19 protein-coding genes are annotated in these 16,642 nt (G+C 66.0%); 17 read left to right on the forward strand and 2 right to left on the reverse strand.

The annotated features are described in order from the left end of the window. Positions 1–43: 43 nt before the first annotated feature. From AC1PPL_RS01060 to AC1PPL_RS01135, 16 genes are all read left to right on the forward strand, one after another. Entirely contained in the window at positions 44–844 is an 801-nt protein-coding gene (locus tag AC1PPL_RS01060; protein WP_013721851.1) for a hypothetical protein, read from the forward strand. Between the two features lie 66 nt (positions 845–910). Next, entirely contained in the window at positions 911–1,276 is a 366-nt protein-coding gene (locus AC1PPL_RS01065) for a DUF3085 domain-containing protein (protein ID WP_023124353.1), read from the forward strand. Positions 1,277–1,620: 344 nt separating this feature from the next. Further along, positions 1,621–2,172 (forward strand): STY4534 family ICE replication protein, encoded by a 552-nt coding sequence (locus tag AC1PPL_RS01070; protein WP_023124352.1) that lies wholly within the window; start codon positions 1,621–1,623, stop codon positions 2,170–2,172. A gap of 55 nt (positions 2,173–2,227) precedes the next feature. Then, the gene (locus AC1PPL_RS01075) at positions 2,228–2,839 is read left to right on the forward strand and encodes a DUF3275 family protein (protein WP_023124351.1); all 612 of its coding nucleotides are present in this window, start codon (positions 2,228–2,230) and stop codon (positions 2,837–2,839) included. An 89-nt stretch (positions 2,840–2,928) separates the two neighbouring features. Next, positions 2,929–3,294 (forward strand): hypothetical protein, encoded by a 366-nt coding sequence (locus tag AC1PPL_RS01080; RefSeq protein ID WP_013982123.1) that lies wholly within the window; start codon positions 2,929–2,931, stop codon positions 3,292–3,294. Between the two features lie 84 nt (positions 3,295–3,378). Then, positions 3,379–4,029: a hypothetical protein gene (locus AC1PPL_RS01085; RefSeq protein WP_034031706.1), complete on the forward strand. Its 651-nt coding sequence runs from the start codon at positions 3,379–3,381 to the stop codon at positions 4,027–4,029. A gap of 65 nt (positions 4,030–4,094) precedes the next feature. Further along, positions 4,095–5,204 (forward strand): DUF6094 domain-containing protein, encoded by a 1,110-nt coding sequence (locus AC1PPL_RS01090; protein ID WP_065086177.1) that lies wholly within the window; start codon positions 4,095–4,097, stop codon positions 5,202–5,204. Between the two features lie 101 nt (positions 5,205–5,305). Continuing rightward, positions 5,306–5,611 carry a hypothetical protein gene (locus tag AC1PPL_RS01095; protein ID WP_024537150.1) on the forward strand — a complete coding sequence of 102 codons (306 nt, stop codon included), beginning with the start codon at positions 5,306–5,308 and terminating at the stop codon, positions 5,609–5,611. Positions 5,612–5,711: 100 nt separating this feature from the next. Further along, entirely contained in the window at positions 5,712–7,985 is a 2,274-nt protein-coding gene (locus AC1PPL_RS01100; RefSeq protein WP_065086178.1) for a helicase-related protein, read from the forward strand. 197 nt (positions 7,986–8,182) lie between these two features. Next, positions 8,183–8,752 carry a PFGI-1 class ICE element type IV pilus protein PilL2 gene (gene pilL2, locus AC1PPL_RS01105; protein WP_058163801.1) on the forward strand — a complete coding sequence of 190 codons (570 nt, stop codon included), beginning with the start codon at positions 8,183–8,185 and terminating at the stop codon, positions 8,750–8,752. Then, positions 8,749–9,396, forward strand: a complete 648-nt coding sequence (locus tag AC1PPL_RS01110) for a hypothetical protein (protein ID WP_065086179.1) — start codon at positions 8,749–8,751, stop codon at positions 9,394–9,396. The genes pilL2 and AC1PPL_RS01110 overlap by 4 nt, the downstream gene beginning before the upstream one ends. Positions 9,397–9,405: 9 nt before the next feature. Beyond that, the gene (locus AC1PPL_RS01115; RefSeq protein ID WP_065086180.1) at positions 9,406–10,125 is read left to right on the forward strand and encodes a TIGR03759 family integrating conjugative element protein; all 720 of its coding nucleotides are present in this window, start codon (positions 9,406–9,408) and stop codon (positions 10,123–10,125) included. After that, on the forward strand, positions 10,110–10,730 hold the full coding sequence (locus tag AC1PPL_RS01120) for a lysozyme family protein (protein ID WP_058159121.1): 621 nt from the start codon (positions 10,110–10,112) through the stop codon (positions 10,728–10,730). Before AC1PPL_RS01115 ends, AC1PPL_RS01120 begins: the two co-directional genes overlap by 16 nt. Beyond that, positions 10,727–11,260 (forward strand): integrating conjugative element protein, encoded by a 534-nt coding sequence (locus tag AC1PPL_RS01125; protein WP_071574242.1) that lies wholly within the window; start codon positions 10,727–10,729, stop codon positions 11,258–11,260. Before AC1PPL_RS01120 ends, AC1PPL_RS01125 begins: the two co-directional genes overlap by 4 nt. A gap of 8 nt (positions 11,261–11,268) precedes the next feature. Next, positions 11,269–13,425 carry a type IV conjugative transfer system coupling protein TraD gene (gene traD / locus AC1PPL_RS01130; protein ID WP_479972426.1) on the forward strand — a complete coding sequence of 719 codons (2,157 nt, stop codon included), beginning with the start codon at positions 11,269–11,271 and terminating at the stop codon, positions 13,423–13,425. Then, positions 13,422–14,171 (forward strand): TIGR03747 family integrating conjugative element membrane protein, encoded by a 750-nt coding sequence (locus tag AC1PPL_RS01135; RefSeq protein WP_065086183.1) that lies wholly within the window; start codon positions 13,422–13,424, stop codon positions 14,169–14,171. The genes traD and AC1PPL_RS01135 overlap by 4 nt, the downstream gene beginning before the upstream one ends. Before the next feature lie 43 nt (positions 14,172–14,214). Here AC1PPL_RS01135 and AC1PPL_RS01140 read toward each other — a convergent pair whose 3' ends face one another. Continuing rightward, positions 14,215–15,852, reverse strand: coding sequence for a type I restriction-modification system subunit M (locus AC1PPL_RS01140; RefSeq protein WP_065086184.1), 1,638 nt, complete (start codon positions 15,850–15,852; stop codon positions 14,215–14,217). After that, the gene (locus AC1PPL_RS01145; protein ID WP_479972427.1) at positions 15,849–16,385 is read right to left on the reverse strand and encodes a hypothetical protein; all 537 of its coding nucleotides are present in this window, start codon (positions 16,383–16,385) and stop codon (positions 15,849–15,851) included. Before AC1PPL_RS01145 ends, AC1PPL_RS01140 begins: the two co-directional genes overlap by 4 nt. On the opposite strand from AC1PPL_RS01145, the gene AC1PPL_RS01150 reads away from it, so the two are divergent. Continuing rightward, complete coding sequence (locus tag AC1PPL_RS01150; protein WP_479972592.1) at positions 16,275–16,634, forward strand: TIGR03745 family integrating conjugative element membrane protein; 360 nt, start codon at positions 16,275–16,277, stop codon at positions 16,632–16,634. The two genes, AC1PPL_RS01145 and AC1PPL_RS01150, sit on opposite strands and share 111 nt — an antisense overlap. Positions 16,635–16,642: the final 8 nt, after the last annotated feature.

Below are 16,642 nucleotides of genomic sequence, written 5' to 3' on the forward strand. Positions count from 1 at the left end.
CCTTGCGGGCGGGAGTCCCTTGGTTGCCACAAGGAGTCTCCCCATGGATACCCAAGCCATCCGCGCACAGATGCCGACGCTCGTTGTCGGTCATGTGCCTTCCAACGTCCGTTCGTTCAAGTTCAACATCTTCGACGGCCAGCCCAAGGTTTCGACGCTGGGCTTTCACATTGACCCGAAGCCTTTCGAGGGCAAGGTCATCGCCACCACCGACGAGGCCATCGTCGTCAAGACGGGACGAGCCGAGTTCGCGGTGCTCGATCGAACGCTCGTGACCGAGGTGCCCGACGAGGGCGCCAAGGTGCAGGTCGAACCCTATGTCAGACGCCGCTTCGACGGTCAGCGGGCGGACACGCCCGAGGAGCAGACCGAGTTCACCGCCGACGGCCAGCCCTACACGGTGAAGCGGTTCGTGCTCGGTTCCGCACCGGCGAAGCTGCCGATCCCCGAGCCGCGCTGCCCCGAGCTGCAGGAACTGATCGACCAACTGGAGCAGTTGCCCGCTCCCGACGGCTTCCGGCGCATCACCCACATGCTGGTGGATGCCGGTGCGCGGGACATCACCTGGGTCGATCCGCTGCCCGCCGACATCATCCGCACGCCACCGGCCATCGGCTTCACCGTCGCCACGATGAAGTTCCAGGGTCACGTCACCGTGCTGTATGAGCGTGGCCTCGACCTCTACGCGGTGGAGCTGCGCCGCGACGGCGAGCTGATTGAACGGGTCGATGAGGTGTTCTTCGACACCCTCGGCGAGACGCTGGAACGGCTGATCGACGACGGGAGCTGGCGCCGCATCCGAGTGCAGTGCCTGTTGTCGGGTCGCAAGGCTGTCCGGCACTGATCTCCCAGCAGCTTCCCGCCTTCGCGGCGGGAAGCCTCTCTTCCTGCATCCCTGGAGATCACACCCATGACTGTTCGATTCAAAGGCACGGAGCTGCGGCCCGTGCTCGCCGAAGCGGTGGCGAATCAATGCCGCGTCATCCTGGTCAAGGATCAGGGCGTGTACTTCCTGGCCGAGCGCGGCGAGCGCCGACCCGATGGTCGCCAGAAGACCATCGCCTATGCCGCTGGCTGCAACCCGGATGTCGATGCGTTCGATGACTGGTGGGAGCTGGCGCGCGCCGAGTTCGGCGGCGATGACTTTGGCGAGTTCTTCGATCCGAAGGAGGGCGTGTTTGCGTGCATCCTGCACAGCGAGGACGATCTCGACGTGTCCGCCACCGCGACACACCTGTCGCTGCAGGCGGTTCCTTCCGCGCCCAGCGGTAACTGACCGCCCATCCCTGGCCCCCGCTCCGGGGGCCTCTTTCTTCCCGGCAATGCGGACAGCCGCGAGTGCCAATTACCGCTCGCATGCGCGCCGCCCCGGCGCCACGCTTCCGCCCATGTTCCGCTGACGTCCGTCAGCGACATGCCCAGGCAGCCACGATCTTCAAGGCTGCGATGCGGTTCCGACCGCGTTGATCACCCCAGTTCGCACCGGCATCCATGCGCGAACGGCCATCGGTTCTCGATGGCGATGCCACCAAGCTGTTCCATCAACCCACGCGGGGGTTCCACACCTTCCCCGCCTTGGGTCGGGTGTGTCTCCGCCTCATTGTTCTCAGGAGATTCACCATGACCACTTCCACCGAAAAGTCCTACTTCGATCTGCACATCACCGGCCTCGGGTATCTCAATCGCATCCGCGAAGTGAAGCCCAAGAAAGGCGATGCGTTCCTGGCCTGCGACATCGCGGCTCTGAACGGTCCCAGCGATGACGTCTCGTATGTGCGTTTCGACACGCGCGTATCGGGTTCGGAAGCGCAGCACCTGGTGCGCCGCTGCATTCAGGCGGTCGACGCCGAGAAGAAGGTGATGATCGGCTTCCGCCTGGGCGACCTGTGGGCCGACACCTTCACCTACTCCAAGGGCAAGCGTGCCGGCGAGCAGGGGGTGAGCCTCAAGGCCCGCCTGCTGTTCGTCAGTTGGATCAAGGTCGACGGCAAGCTCGTCTACAAGGCCGAACCCAAGCCGACCGAGACCGACGAGCGCGACCCGGAAGTCCCTGTGACGTCCGACGCGCCCGCCGCGCAGCAAGCCTCGGCACCGGAGCCTTCCAAGCCCGACGCCGATGCTGCCGACGACGCTGCCGATGCCCCCGCATTGGCCGTTGCCGAGTCGTTCTGATCCGCAAGGCCCCATCCCCGGGGCCTTGTCTTCTCTTCGTCAGCAGGAGACCTTCATGATCACCATCCCCGGCCAACTGGCCATCAAGACCATCCACGGCAGGAACGGCGACTTCAACGTCGGCCGCCTGGCGACCTCGATCGGCGAGTTCGTCGTGAAGAACGCCGAACTCGATCAGTACCGCGAGGGCAAGTACGACGGTGATTTCGTCATCGTCGAGATTCGCCCCTCCACGTACAACGCCAACGGCCGCATGGTCATCGAGATCCGCGCCCATCTGGGCGGGATGACACTGTCCAACATCGACGCCCTGAGCCGCGACGAGGCCCGCCGGCTGAGTCCGCAGGAAGTCGATCCGATCGACGAGGAAGCGCAGACGCCCGCGCCGGCAACGCCCCCGGCCAAGCCGAAGGCGAAGTCGCGCAGTCCGCGTGATCCCCTGGTCGATACCACGCCGTTCGGCAGCGAATCGGCTCCCGTGTCCGCTGCGGCCTCGGCCGAGGCAGACGACGCGGTGCTGTTTGGTGCCTTGTGGCCCCTGGGCGAGACCGTGAAGCTCGATGCGACCGTGGATCGTCGTGTGCTGCGTCAGCAGCGCGACCGTCTCGACAAGCTCGGCTACGAGTTCGCTCCGTTGTCCCAGGACTGGCACCTCAAAGCTGCCTGATCCATCCGCCGCCTTACGCGGCATTCCGCCACCCGCCGGGGTTCTCCCCCGACGGGGAGGGCTCCGGCCTTTGCTTCAAGGAGACCCTCATGGGCTGGACCTTCGTTCGTCAGACGCGCGATCAGTTGATCCGCGAGCTGCTCGCTCCGCAGGCGTCCGAACGCGCTTGCTGCGAAGTCATCGACCACACACTGGACGGCGACGTTCTGTGGACCGTGGTTCGCGTCACCGCCAGGCAGGCGGGCGTCATGGGCCTCGCGGCCGGTGAGTCCGTCTGCTACATCGGCTGCCATCTTCTGGAAAGCTCGGGCGGCGATTGGGGCTACAAGTCCCTCGATGAGTCCGTGCATCCGTACTACTACTCGTGCCCGCTGCGCTATCTCGACATGGCGCCGGTGCAAAGCTCCGAGTGGCGCGAGCGGGTTCACCGCTTCCACGCGGGGCGCGCTGTCTAGCGGCACGCATCTTCCTTCACCCAACCGGGGCGAGCACGGCCCCGCGGGCTGTGGTTGCTCCTTCTTTTCCAAGAGGACATCACCATGCCTGCACCTTCTTCCGCGAAACCGCTGTACCGCATCGACGAATGCCCCGACCTCATGGCTGACGGTTGCGTCGGTGACGAGCAGGGCAATCTCGTCTTTCTCTCGATCTGGGCGCGCGACACCGCCGTTCAGGAGTTCCTCGCCCGCCTGACCCTCGGCCGGGACGAACAGGGACTGGATCAGTTCCACGTCATCACCGAGCAGGGCGCATCCATCTCGGTCTTCGTCGGCAACGTCGAGAACCTGGAAAAGCGCATCACCCGCGCCTATCGGCGAACGCTGTTCGGTTCGCTGACGAACGTGTGGCTGTTCGATCGTCGCTGCGTGAAGCCAGACAAGGCCAACGCCAGCGCGCTGGCGCTTCTGCCCAGGGATTCCGCTCACCGGCTCGACCGGCTGTGGACGCTGGTGCAGGACACCTGCCCGCTGCCACTGCTCGACCACTGGCGCGACACCGTGCTGGAGCTGTTGCAGACACGGCGGATGCTGACCGGTCTTCCCTTGGCCCTCGGGCCACTGGAAGGCCATCGGCTGGCCCTCGATGTCCCGGCGCTGACGAAGGCGCTGGGCGAACTGATTCGCAACGGCACCCTCGGCGCCACGCAGTACGAACTGGCCGCGAACGCACCGCTTCGGCGTGTGGCGTGAACCATCCCCACGGGCATGCGCGCCGCGCGTGCCCGCCTTCCCTCATCCATCATCAGGAGAAATCCATGGCACTCATGTTTCCGCGCCTGGCGCGCAATTTCATTCGTAACGGCTACTTCCCCACCGACGAACCGACGCTGGAGCGGGCCTTGTCCGCACTGGCGCCGTCTCCCGGCTCCATGTCCATCCTCGATCCCTGCGCCGGCGAAGGCGTGGCGATCGCCGAAGCCGCTCACGCCCTCGGGCGCGAGCAGGTCCAGGCCTTCGCCGTCGAGTACGACGCCGAGCGCGCCCGCCACGCACGGCAACTGGTCGATCGCTGCATCCAAGGTGACCTGATGGACACGCTGATCTCGCGCCAGTCCTTCGGGCTGCTGTGGCTGAACCCGCCGTATGGCGACCTGAGCAAGGACGTGAACGGCAACATCGGCTATCAGGGCCAGGGCCGTGCGCGGCTGGAAAAGTTGTTCTATCAGCGCGCGCTGCCGCTGCTGCAGTACGGTGGCGTGCTGGTCTTCATCGTGCCGCACTACGTGCTCGACGCCGAGCTGGTCGGATGGCTGACGCGCCACTTCGCCGACCTGCGCATCTACCGTGCGGTGGAAACGCAGTTCAAGCAGGTAGTGATCTTCGGTCGCAGGATTCGTCAACGCGACCAGGCGTCGGAGTCGGTCAAAGCCGTGCGCGGTCTGCTGCTGCAGATCGGACAGGGTGACGCCGAAGCCGAGGAACTGCCGCTCGAATGGCCGTTCCTGCCGTACACCGTCCCTGCCAGCCCGGCCGAGCCGGAGCACTTCTATCGCGTGACGATGGAGCCCGAGCAGTTCGCCGATGAAGTCGGCCGGCTGCAAGGACTCTGGCCGGCGCTCGATACCCACCTGGGCGCCGCGCAGCAATCGCTGCGTCCGCCCGCGCGGGCCTTGTCGCACTGGCATCTCGCCCTGGCTCTGGCCGCAGGCGCGATCTCCGGCGTAGTGAAGTCCAAGAGCGGGCGCGTGCTCGTCGTCAAAGGTGATACCCACAAGGAGAAGACGCTCCAGACGGAATACACCGAACGCGACGACGGCTCCGTGGCCGAGACGCGCATCCTCACCGACAAGTTCGTGCCGGTCATTCGTGCATGGGACTTGACGCTGGGCTCGCCCACGTGGGGCGAAGTGCTGACCATCCGCTGATCGCTGTTCCCTGACGGTTCGCCGTCGCTTTCATCCACCCACCGGGGTCACGTCGCCCCGATGGGGTGCCGTGGCCCCTTCTTCCAGAAGGAGAAACCACCATGGCACTCGCAGTCCTCAACCTCGCGTCACAAGCACGCTTTTCGCCCGGGCAGGTGGTCATGACCGCCGGCGTCGACGAGCTGGTCCGACAGGGCCGGCTCAACCCCACGCCGTACCTGCGCCGCCATCTTCATGGCGAATGGGGCGACCTGAGCGACAGCGATCGGCGGCAGAACGACGCCGCGCTGAAGTCCGGCGAGGATCGTCTGTTCTCGTCCTACCAGGTCACGCCCAACCTGAAGCTCTGGATCATCACCGAATGGGATCGCAGCGTCACCACGCTGCTGCTGCCCAGCGAATACTGATCCCCATCCAGCGGTCTCGCGCCGCTTCTTTCTTTCCCCCCAGGGGCATGTCGCCGCCCCGTGAGGGAGGTGCATGCCCCATTTGCTTTGGAGCATCACCATGTCCCTCGATCTCGAAACCATTCCCGAAACCGCTGTGCAGGGCGACCTGCTCGAAGCGGCCGCTTCACCCCTCACGCTCAGCCTGCAGGACTTCGTATCGGAGTTCGGCGACGAGTTGCTCGATTCGCTCAACCGCGCCAATCCTCCGGTCTACACCGGCCAGGTGCGGGTGCATCGGCAACTGATCCTCGCCGCGCTCAAGCGCAAGCTGTTCCCGGCGCAAGCCGATGTGGTCCATGCCGTCACCGAGCTGTTGGTCGATCGCGGCGAACGCGCCGCGATCGTCAATGGCGAGATGGGCTGCGGCAAGACGACGGTGGGTATTGCCACCGCCGCCGTGCTCAACGCCGAAGGCTACCGCCGCACCCTGGTGCTCTCGCCACCCCACCTGGTCTACAAGTGGCGGCGCGAAATCCAGGAGACGGTGGCCGGCGCCAAGGTCTGGGTGCTCAATGGCCCGGACACGCTGGTCAAGCTGCTGAAACTGCGCGAGCAGTTGGGCGTGCCGGCCCAGGGCCAGGAGTTCTTCGTCCTGGGCCGCGTGCGGATGCGGATGGGGTTCCACTGGAAGCCTGTCTTCGTTCGGCGGCGCATGCCTCACGGCGACGTGGGGGCCTGCCCGGATTGCGGGCATGTCATCACCGACCTCGACGGCGAGCCGATCAACCCGGTCGAGCTGGAAGCCGAGGAGTCCCGCCGCAAGTGCAGCCACTGCCGTGCACCGCTGTGGTCGTTGATCCGTCCGAGAGGCCTGTCCGCCAGCGACCAGTCCTCGACCGTGCTCAAGGCACTGAAGCGTATTCCAACCATCGGGGAAGTCACCGCGCAGAAGCTGATGCAAAAGTTCGGTGACGCCTTCCTCGCGTCGATGCTCGGGGACAACATCCACGAGTTCATCAACCTGATGGATGGCAACGGCGAGCTGGTCTTCTCGGACCGGCAAGCCCATCGGATGGAACGTGCGATGGCCAACATGGAGTTCGGCTTCGGCGAGGGCGGCTACCAGCCGTCCGAGTTCATCAAGAGGCAGCTTCCCCAAGGCACGTTCGACCTGCTCATCGCCGACGAGGCACACGAGTACAAGAACGGCGGCTCCGCACAGGGCCAGGCCATGGGGGTGTTGGCGGCCAAGGCGCGCAAGACGCTGCTGCTCACCGGCACACTGATGGGCGGCTACGGCGACGACCTGTTCCACCTGCTGTTCCGAGCCCTGCCGGGGCGGATGATCGAAGACGGCTACCGGCCGACGAAGAGCGGCAGCATGACGTCGGCCGCGATGGCGTTCATGCGCGATCACGGTGTCTTGAAGGACATCTATTCCGAGAGCACTGGCACGGCGCACAAGACGGCCAAGGGCACCAAGGTATCGGTGCGCACGGTCAAGGCGCCGGGTTTCGGTCCGAAGGGCGTACTGCGGTGCGTCCTGCCGTTCACGGTATTCCTCAAGTTGAAGGACATCGGCGGCAATGTGTTGCCGCCTTACGACGAGGAGTTCCGCGAAGTCGCGATGGACACGGCGCAGGCCGCGGCCTACCGCGATCTGGCGGGTCGCCTGACCCAGGAGCTGAAGCAGGCCCTGGCGAAGCGCGACACGACGCTGCTCGGCGTGGTCCTCAACGTGCTGCTGGCCTGGCCGGACTGCTGCTTCCGGTCGGAAACCGTGGTGCATCCGCGCACGCGCAACACCTTGGCGTTCGTGCCGGCTCAGTTCAACGAGTTGGAGGTGATGCCCAAGGAACGCGAGCTGATCGAGATCTGCAAGCAGGAGAAGGCAGAAGGTCGCAAGACCCTGGTCTATTCGGTCTACACCGGCACGCGCGACACCACGTCGCGTTTGAAGGTGCTGCTGGAGCAGGAAGGCTTCAAGGTGGCGGTACTGCGCGCGAGCGTGGATGCCTCCCGCCGCGAGGACTGGATCGCTGAGCAGTTGGACCGTGGCATCGATGTGCTCATCACCAATCCCGAGTTGGTGAAAACCGGCCTGGACCTGCTGGAGTTCCCGACCATCGTGTTCCTCCAGTCGGGCTACAACGTGTATTCGTTGCAGCAGGCCGCGCGGCGCTCATGGCGCATCGGCCAGAAGCAGCCGGTGCGCGTGATCTACCTCGGCTACGCCAACTCCTCGCAGATGACCTGCCTGGGGTTGATGGCCCGGAAGATCATGGTGTCGCAAAGCACGTCGGGAGACGTACCCGAGTCGGGCCTGGATGTTCTGAACCAGGATGGTGATTCCGTCGAGGTCGCACTGGCCCGGCAGCTTGTCACGGTCTGATCCATGTGCCCATGCCGGTGGCCCCTCGGGGTCGCCGGCTTCTTTCCACGGCCCTTCGGGGCCGTTTTTCTTGGGCGTATGACAGTCTATGGCGCCGCCCCCCATGTATTCGGGCGGGCGTCAGTGCGTTTTGTTTGCTGCCCGCAGGCCAAGCGGCGGCGATGGTGAGCGCTCCGTGTTCCAGGGAAGCGCCCTCCATGCAACCATCCATCCGCGCTGTTCACCGCCTGGCCCTCGTCGCTGGCTTGCTGGCCGGCAGCCTGTTGGCCGCCGGCTGCGCGACGACCGCCGCACCGTCTGCGTCAGCGGTGCCGGCCGCATCGCCAACCGCCGTCGCGCCGGAGCCGGGTTTCGTTCCGGTGGCCCGCTACGGACGCTACACCCTGGTCGAGCTGGTGCCGGAACCTGCGCAGCGGGATCTCTTGCAGCAGGCGGTGGAGGTCTCGATTCCGCCCATGCTCGATGCCAGCGTGGGCGATGCCATGCGCCATGTGCTCCTGCGCTCCGGCTACCGGCTCTGCGATGCGGCCGAGGCCGCCACGCTCTACGCGCTGCCGCTGCCCGCCGCACACCTGCGCCTGGGCCCGCTGATGCTGCGCGATGCCTTGCTGACCCTTGCCGGCCCCGCCTGGGAGCTGTCGGTCGATGACTTGACCCGCCAGGTCTGCTTCAGCCGGCGCGGTGCTCCCACCTTCCTTTCCGCCAACCCGCCCGGCACCGCCACGCCCGTACCGGACGCCGACCGGCCCGGGGAGATGCAGCCATGACCTTTCCCCAAGCGCCATCCGAGCGCAATTCCCGCACGCGCTGGCTCAAGGTCGCCGCGGCCTTCTGGCTGGTCCTCATCAGTGCCGTGGCACTCGTCAACAGCGTCGGCCTGTCGCGGCTCGCCGAACAGACCCAGAGCAGCGCACAGGATGCGCAGGTCAATGCGCTGGGCCTGCGCGTGGCCGATCTCGAACACCAGGCCAATGCGGACAAGCGCCGGCCGGTGCCGATCAGCCAGGCCGAATTCGCCAACGCGCGGCAGGCGCTGGACGAACGGATGACGCGCCTCGAAGAGGCCGATGAGGCGAGGGCCTTGGCCGTCGACCTGCAGACGCTGCTGGCGCGCGTGAGCGGAATCGAAACCCGCCTGGAGAAGATCCGGCAGGTGGCATCCGCCGCTCGCCCGCGCGCTCCGGTTGCGACGAAGCCCAAGGTGCCGGAGCCGCCGTTCCGGGCGCTCGGCGTGGAGCTGCGGGGAGGCGAGCGCTTTCTGTCGATCACCTCCACCGCCGCGGCCTCGCTCGCGGGCGCCCGGCTGCTGCGCGAGGGCGATGCCGAGGGCGGCTGGCAACTGCAGTCCATCGAGGCGCAGGCGGGCGTGTTCCAGGTGAACGGCCAGACGCAGCGCGTCGCGGTGCCGTAGGAGGTCGCCATGAACCTGCGGCCGTTGCTCGCTGCCGTTGTCCTGTTCGCCGCTTTCGGCGCATCCGCCCAGCCGGCCCCGGTGACGAACTCGCGCATGGTGCCCGCCCAGGTGCAGCCGGGCGCTGATACCGCGCTCGACGAGAGACAGGCGCGGGAGTGGGGGCTTCAGCCCGAGGAGTGGGCGCGTTACCGGCAACTGATGCAGGGGCCGCTCGGGGTCTATTCGCCGCAGCTCGATCCGCTCACGGCGCTGGGCATCGAGGCCCGCAGCGAGGAGGAGCGCAGGCGCTACGCGGAGTTGCAGGTGCAGGCCGAGGCCCGGCGCGTCGGCAAGACGCTGGCCTACCAGCGGGCCTACGACGCGGCGTGGCAGCGCCTGTTTCCCGGCCAGCCGCGCGTGAGCCTGCCCGGCGCCAAGGCGCAGGGTGCCGGCAACACCGGCTCCGGGCGCCTGGCGGTCTTCGTCAAGGCCGATTGCGCACCGTGCGCGCAGCGCGTGCAGCAGTTGCAGGCGGCCGGCACGGCCTTCGATCTCTACATGGTCGGCAGCCGTCAGGACGACGCGCGCATCCGGCAGTGGGCCACCCGGGTGGGCATCGACCCGGCCAGGGTGCGCGCCCGCACCATCACGCTCAACCACGATGCGGGACGCTGGCTGTCGCTCGGCCTGCCCGGCGATCTGCCGGCCGTGGTGCGCGAGGTGAACGGTCAATGGCAGCGGCAATAGCTACTCCGGGCCGGGAGCGTCGGCCATCCCGCGTCGCCATCCGCTGCGCCGGCGCCGTGCTGCTGCTCACCAGCGGCGGCTGGGCGTTGGCCGCCCTGGCGCGGGAAGTGCCGCCGCCGGCCTATCAACTGGCGGCGCACCGTGCAGACGTGCCGGCGGCGGTGCTGTACGCGGTAGCCTTGCAGGAGAGCGGCGCCATGCTGCGCGGGCGCCTGATCCCCTGGCCGTGGACGCTCAACGTCGCCGGCACGCCGCAGCGCTACGCCACCCGCGCCGAGGCCTGCGCGGGGCTGCGCCGGGCACTCGCCCACACGCCGGCCAATCGCATCGACGCCGGCCTCGGCCAGGTCAATCTCGGCTACCACGCGCATCGCTACACCCAGCCCTGCGAGCTGCTGGACCCGTACCGCAACCTCGCCATCGCTGCGGAAATCCTGCGCGAACAGCACACGCCGGGCGAGGACTGGCTGCTTGCCATCGGCCGCTACCACCGGCCCGCCGGCGGGGCACCCGCGGCGCGCTACCGGCGCAGTGTGCATCGGCACCTGAGCCGCGTGCTCGACCCCGGCGTTCCCGTTCCAACCCTCCAGGCCACCACGCCATGAACCACATCGTCCTCATCGCCGCCATCGGGCTGCTGTCCACGACCACCGTCTTCGCCCAGACCGCCTCCGCGCCCCTGATCGTCGTCGAAGACCGCGGCGGCGCCTCCGCGCTGCCGTATTACCAGTCTCTGAATCCTCAGCCGGATCAGGCCGCACCGCTGGCCCCGATGCCGGCCCCTCACGCGGGTAACGCGGCCGACGCCGAAGCCGCCATGCTGCCGGTGCGCTCGACGCAACTGTCGCCGGGCGAGGTGCAGCGCCGTGTCATCCGGGCGCCGGGCCTGACGGCGCTGTTCCTGATCGGCGACGACGAGCGTTCGCGCGCCTGGCTGCGGCAGCGGCAGACCGCGCTGCGCGAGCTGGGGGCCGTGGGCCTGGTGGTCAATGTGGAGTCGATGGCCGCGCTGACGGCGCTGCGCAGGCTGGCGCCTGGCCTGACCCTGTCGCCGGTCTCCGGCGACGACCTGGCCCAGCGCCTGGGCCTGCGCCACTACCCGGTGCTCATCACGGCCACCGGCGTCGAGCAGTAGGTGCGCCAATGGCCCAACCGCATGCGGTCGAGGTGCTGCTGCGGCCAGCGGTGGAGCTTTACACCGTGGTGGTCTGCACCGGCGCCGCGATTCTGTGCCTGGTGGCACCGTGGTCGCTTGCGCTGAACCCGCTGCTTGGCCTGGGCTCGGCGCTGGCTTTCCTGACCTTCGGCGCGATTCGCCTGCGCGATGCCTGGGCGATCCTGCGCTATCGCCGCAACATCCGCCGCCTGCCGCGCTACGTGATGACCAGCCGCGACGTACCGGTGAGTCAGCAACGGCTGTTCGTCGGCCGGGGCTTTCGCTGGGAGCAGCGGCACACGCACCGGCTGATGCAGACCTACCGGCCGGAGTTCCGCCGCTATGTCGAGCCGACGGCGATCTACCGGGCCGCCCGGCGGCTGGAGGAGCGGCTTGAGTTCGCCCCGTTTCCCGTCTCGACGCTGGCGCGCGCGCTGGCCTGGGACAGCCCGCTCAACCCGGCGCGACCGCTGCCACCGCTCGGCGGAATGCCGCGCCTGCATGGCATCGAGCCGCACGAGGTCGATGTCTCGCTGCCGCTGGGCGAGCGCGTCGGCCACACCCTGGTGCTGGGCACCACGCGCGTGGGCAAGACGCGGCTGGCCGAGTTGTTCATCACGCAAGACATCCGCCGCAAGGTCCGCGGCGAGCACGAGGTGGTGATCGTCTTCGACCCCAAGGGCGATGCCGATCTGTTGAAGCGCATGTACGTTGAGGCCAAGCGCGCCGGGCGCGAAGGCGAGTTCTACGTCTTCCATCTGGGCTGGCCGGACATCTCGGCGCGCTACAACGCCGTGGGCCGGTTCGGGCGGATCTCCGAGGTTGCCACGCGCATCGCCGGGCAGCTCTCGGGCGAAGGCAACAGCGCCGCGTTCCGCGAATTCGCATGGCGCTTCGTCAACATCATCGCGCGCGCCCTGGTCGAGCTGGGGCAGCGGCCGGACTACCTGCTGATCCAGCGCCACGTCATCAACATCGACGCGCTGTTCATCGAGTACGCCCAGCACTACTTCGCCAAGAACGAGCCGAAGGCCTGGGAGGTCATCGTCCAGCTCGAAGCGAAGCTGAACGACAAGAACATCCCGCGCAACATGATCGGGCGCGAGAAGCGCGTGGTGGCCCTCGAACAGTACCTGTCCCAGGTGCGCATCTATGACCCGGTGCTCGACGGCCTGCGCAGCGCCGTGCGCTACGACCGGACGTACTTCGACAAGATCGTCGCTTCGCTGCTGCCGCTGCTGGAGAAGCTCACCACCGGCAAGATCGCGCAACTGCTCGCACCGAACTATTCCGACCTGTCCGACCCGCGGCCGATCTTCGACTGGATGCAGGTCATCCGCAAACGCGCGGTGGTCTACGTGGGGCTGGATGCGCTGTCCGACGCCGAAGTCGCGGCGGCGGTGGGCAACTCGATGTTCAGCGATCTCGTCTCGGTCGCCGGCCACATCTACAAGTTCGGCATCGACGACGGGCTGCCCGGCGCCGCGGTGGGCGCCAAGATTCTGATCAACGTCCACGCCGACGAATTCAATGAACTCATGGGCGACGAGTTCATTCCGATGGTCAACAAGGGCGGCGGTGCCGGCGTGCAGGTGACGGCCTACACGCAGACCTTGAGCGACATCGAGGCGCGCATCGGCAACCGTGCCAAGGCCGGCCAGGTCGTCGGCAACTTCAACAACCTGTTCATGCTGCGCGTGCGCGAGACCGCCACCGCCGAACTGCTGACGCGACAACTGCCCAAGGTTGAGGTGTATGCCACGGCACTGATGAGCGGCGCCACCGACAGCTCCGACCCGCACGGCAATACCGCGTTCACGTCCAACACCCAGGACCGCATCAGCAGCAACAGCGTGCCGTTGATCGAGCCGGCGCATGTGGTGGCGCTGCCCAAGGGGCAGTGCTTCGCGCTGACCGAGGGCGGCAACCTCTGGAAAGTCCGCATGCCGCTGCCGGCACCCGACCCCGACGAAGCCATGCCGAAGGATCTGCAGGAGCTGGCCGGCTACATGCGACAGCACTACGTCGAGGCGGGAGACTGGTGGGAGAACCAGGGCATCCCCGGCCTGCAGGACAAGGCGCTGCCCGACGACCTGCTGGACGACTTCAAGCAGATGGCCGCCGCTGAAGAGGCCGAAGCATGAGCGATCCGGCCGTCGCGGCACAGCGCCAGCAGCAACGACAGCAGGGGCTGATCGCCGGCCTCATCACGCTGCCGTTCCGCTTCTTCGGCGTGCTGTGCGGCGCGCTGCTGCTGTGCATCCTGATCGAATGCGTCGGCATGCACTTCTTCTGGCCCGATCAGGGCTGGCGCCACGCGCAGGGCATGCTGCACTACGAGCTGGATCAGCTCTCCACGCATTTCACGCGCAGCGCGCTGGTGCAGGAGCCAGGGCGCACCGCGCACCGGCTGGTCGAGCAGGGCTACGACTGTCTGTTCGTGAAGAGCGGTCTGCTGGACTGGATACGCGACGCCTCGACGCAGGCCAGCGCCGGCAGCCATCGCCCGACCAAGGATTTCCGCTACTACATCGGCTTGGTCTACGTGAACGTGGAGAGCTACCTGATCGCGGCGGCCTACACGACGCTGGTCTTCCTCGTGCGGCTGCTGGTGCTGTGCCTGACCCTGCCGCTGTTCCTGATGGCCGCCTTCGTCGGGCTGGTGGACGGCCTGGTGCGCCGGGACATCCGCCGCTTCGGCGCGGGACGCGAATCGGGGTTCATCTATCACCGCGCCAGGGCCAGCCTGATCCCGCTGGCCGTACTGCCGTGGGTGACTTACCTGGCACTGCCGGTCAGCGTGAACCCGCTGCTGATCCTGCTGCCCAGCGCCGCACTGCTCGGCGTGGCGGTGTGCATTGCGGCGGCGACGTTCAAGAAGTACCTGTAGTGCAACCGGTAAGTGGCTCCACGGCGCGAATACGGTTTGCACACTATTCCGGCGAAGTCATCGACGTGCCATAAGGTAGCAAGGGCAGCCCTAGCTCCTTGAGGAGTTCGTTGTGCCGCTCGGTAGCCGTCTTGATTTTTTGATCCAACAAAACCAGTTCAGAATGGACCGTCTTGATCTCGATTTCCTCGTCGGCCTCTGCGGTACTGACATAGCGCGAGATGTTCAGGTTGTAGTCGTGTTCCTTCTCAATGACATCCAGTGGCACCCGCCGCGAATATCGCGCCTCTTCCTTGCGGTACTGGTAGGTGTCGATGATCTTGTCGATGTGCTCGGGCAGCAAGTGGTTCTGCCGCTTGCCTTTCTCGAAGTGCTCGGCCGCGTTGATGAACAGCACGTCGTCGGGCTTCTTGCACTTCTTCAGCACCAGGATGCACACCGGAATACCGGTGGAGAAGAACAGGTTGGCCGGCAAGCCGATCACGGTGTCGATGTGGCCGTCCTTGAGCAGCTTGGTGCGGATGCGCCCTTCCGCGCCGCCACGGAACAGCACGCCGTGCGGCAGGATGATGGCCATCACACCGTCCTGCTTCAGGAAATGGAAGCCATGCAGCAGAAAAGCAAAGTCGGCCGCCGACTTTGGAGCCAGGCCGTGGTTCTTGAAGCGCACGTCCTCGCCGAGCGCATCGGTCGGTTCCCAGCGATAGCTGAAGGGCGGATTGGCCACCACGGCGTCGAACTTCGGCATCTTGGCCGGGTTGGTTTCCCGCAGCATGTCCCACTCGTTGAGCAGGGTGTCGCCGTGGAAAATCTCGAACTCCGAATCCTTCACGCCGTGCAGCAGCATGTTCATGCGCGCCAGGTTGTAGGTGGTGATGTTCTTTTCCTGGCCGTGGATCTTTCCGATGCCATGCGGCCCCATGCGGTGGCGCACGTTGAGCAACAGCGAGCCTGAGCCGCAGGCAAAATCCAGCACACTGTCCAGATGCGGGCGCCGGCCCGTTGCCGGCTCCTGCCCGTCCAGCGTGACGATGGCCGAGAGAATGCTGGAAATCGGCTGCGGCGTGTAGAACTCGCCGGCCTTCTTGCCTGAGCCCGCGGCGAACTCGCCGATCAGATATTCATAGGCATCGCCCAGGGTGTCGCTGTTGGTGGAAAACTGTGTCAGCCCCTTGGCGATCTCGGCGATGATCTTGCACAACCGGGCATTGCGCTCGGGGTAGGTCTTGCCGAGCTTGTCCGAAGCTAGGTTGATCTCCGAGAACAGGCCCCGAAAGGTACTGGCAAAGGATTCGTTCTCGATGTAGGCGAAGCCGTTTTGCAAGGTGTGCAGCAGCTCTTTGTCCTGGGTGCGAGCTTGTTCCGCAATGCTGGTCCATAGGTATTCCGGGCGAACCACGTAGTGCACCTTGCGGCGCATCTGCTTTTCAAATTCTGCGGTGTCGTCGGCGTTGTTCTCATACCAATCCGCGAGCGGCGCGCGGCGGTCGCCCTCAGCCAGCCTGGGATAGTCAGCCCCCAGTTCCTTCTGCGCGGCGGCCTCGTAGTTGTCCGACAGATAGCGCAGGAACAAGAAGGCCAGCATGTAATCGCGGAAGTCGTCCGCGTTCATCGCGCCGCGCAGTTGATCGGCAATCGCCCAAAGAGTCCTACCCAGCTTTTGCTTTTCGTATTCGGTCATGGTGTACCTGTTGCCTCAACGGCTTGAGGGAATAATTCGGGATTGAATGGGTAGCGATTCAGAAAGTCATGCAGAATCTTCCTGAAATAGGCCTTGTTCTCGTCCAGCATCTGCTGGGGCTCGTAGAGCGAATAATTGCCGTGACTCAGGATGTTGATCAGGCGGGCGTGCAGGATGCCGTCCGGGTCATCCTCCTGCTGCTTGATGCAAACCGAGAAGTTCTTGTGGCCGTGAAAGCTCGCCGTCTTCTCCAGGATCGTGCGCAGCATGTTGAAGTGGTGGGTGAACAGCCGGTCTTCCTGTGCAGCCTGGTACAGCTCGGCCAGAGCGGCGACGTGGTGAAAGAACGGCGTGTCGCCCGTTTCCTCACGCAAGACGTAGCTGCTACCTGTTGAGTTCTTGTTGATGAAATACCGCTTGGCATTCTTCAACTCATTGCACAACACATTGAAGAACAGCGTGTGGTGCGTCGAAAGAACGGTCTTGAGCTTGCTTTCAGGCCGCTTGAGCAGTTGCGCCAAGTGGTTGGCCACGGCAATCGCGTTGTGTTCAGCGGCATCCTGCAGACCTTGCAGAACTACGGCTACGACATCGTGCTGCTGATCGCGCTGCTCGTGGTCGCCTCGATGTTCGTCGGTGTCTGCTATCACGCCTACACGCGCTACTCGGAGATCCACACCGGCCGCGCCACCTGGGGCCAGTTCGGCCTGACGGTCGCCGTGGGCGCGATCCTGCTGGTGGTCGGCATCTGGCTGCTCACCAAGGCCACCGGCGTGCTCTGAGGGCGGCA

This window comes from Diaphorobacter sp. B2A2W2, from assembly GCF_056730635.1.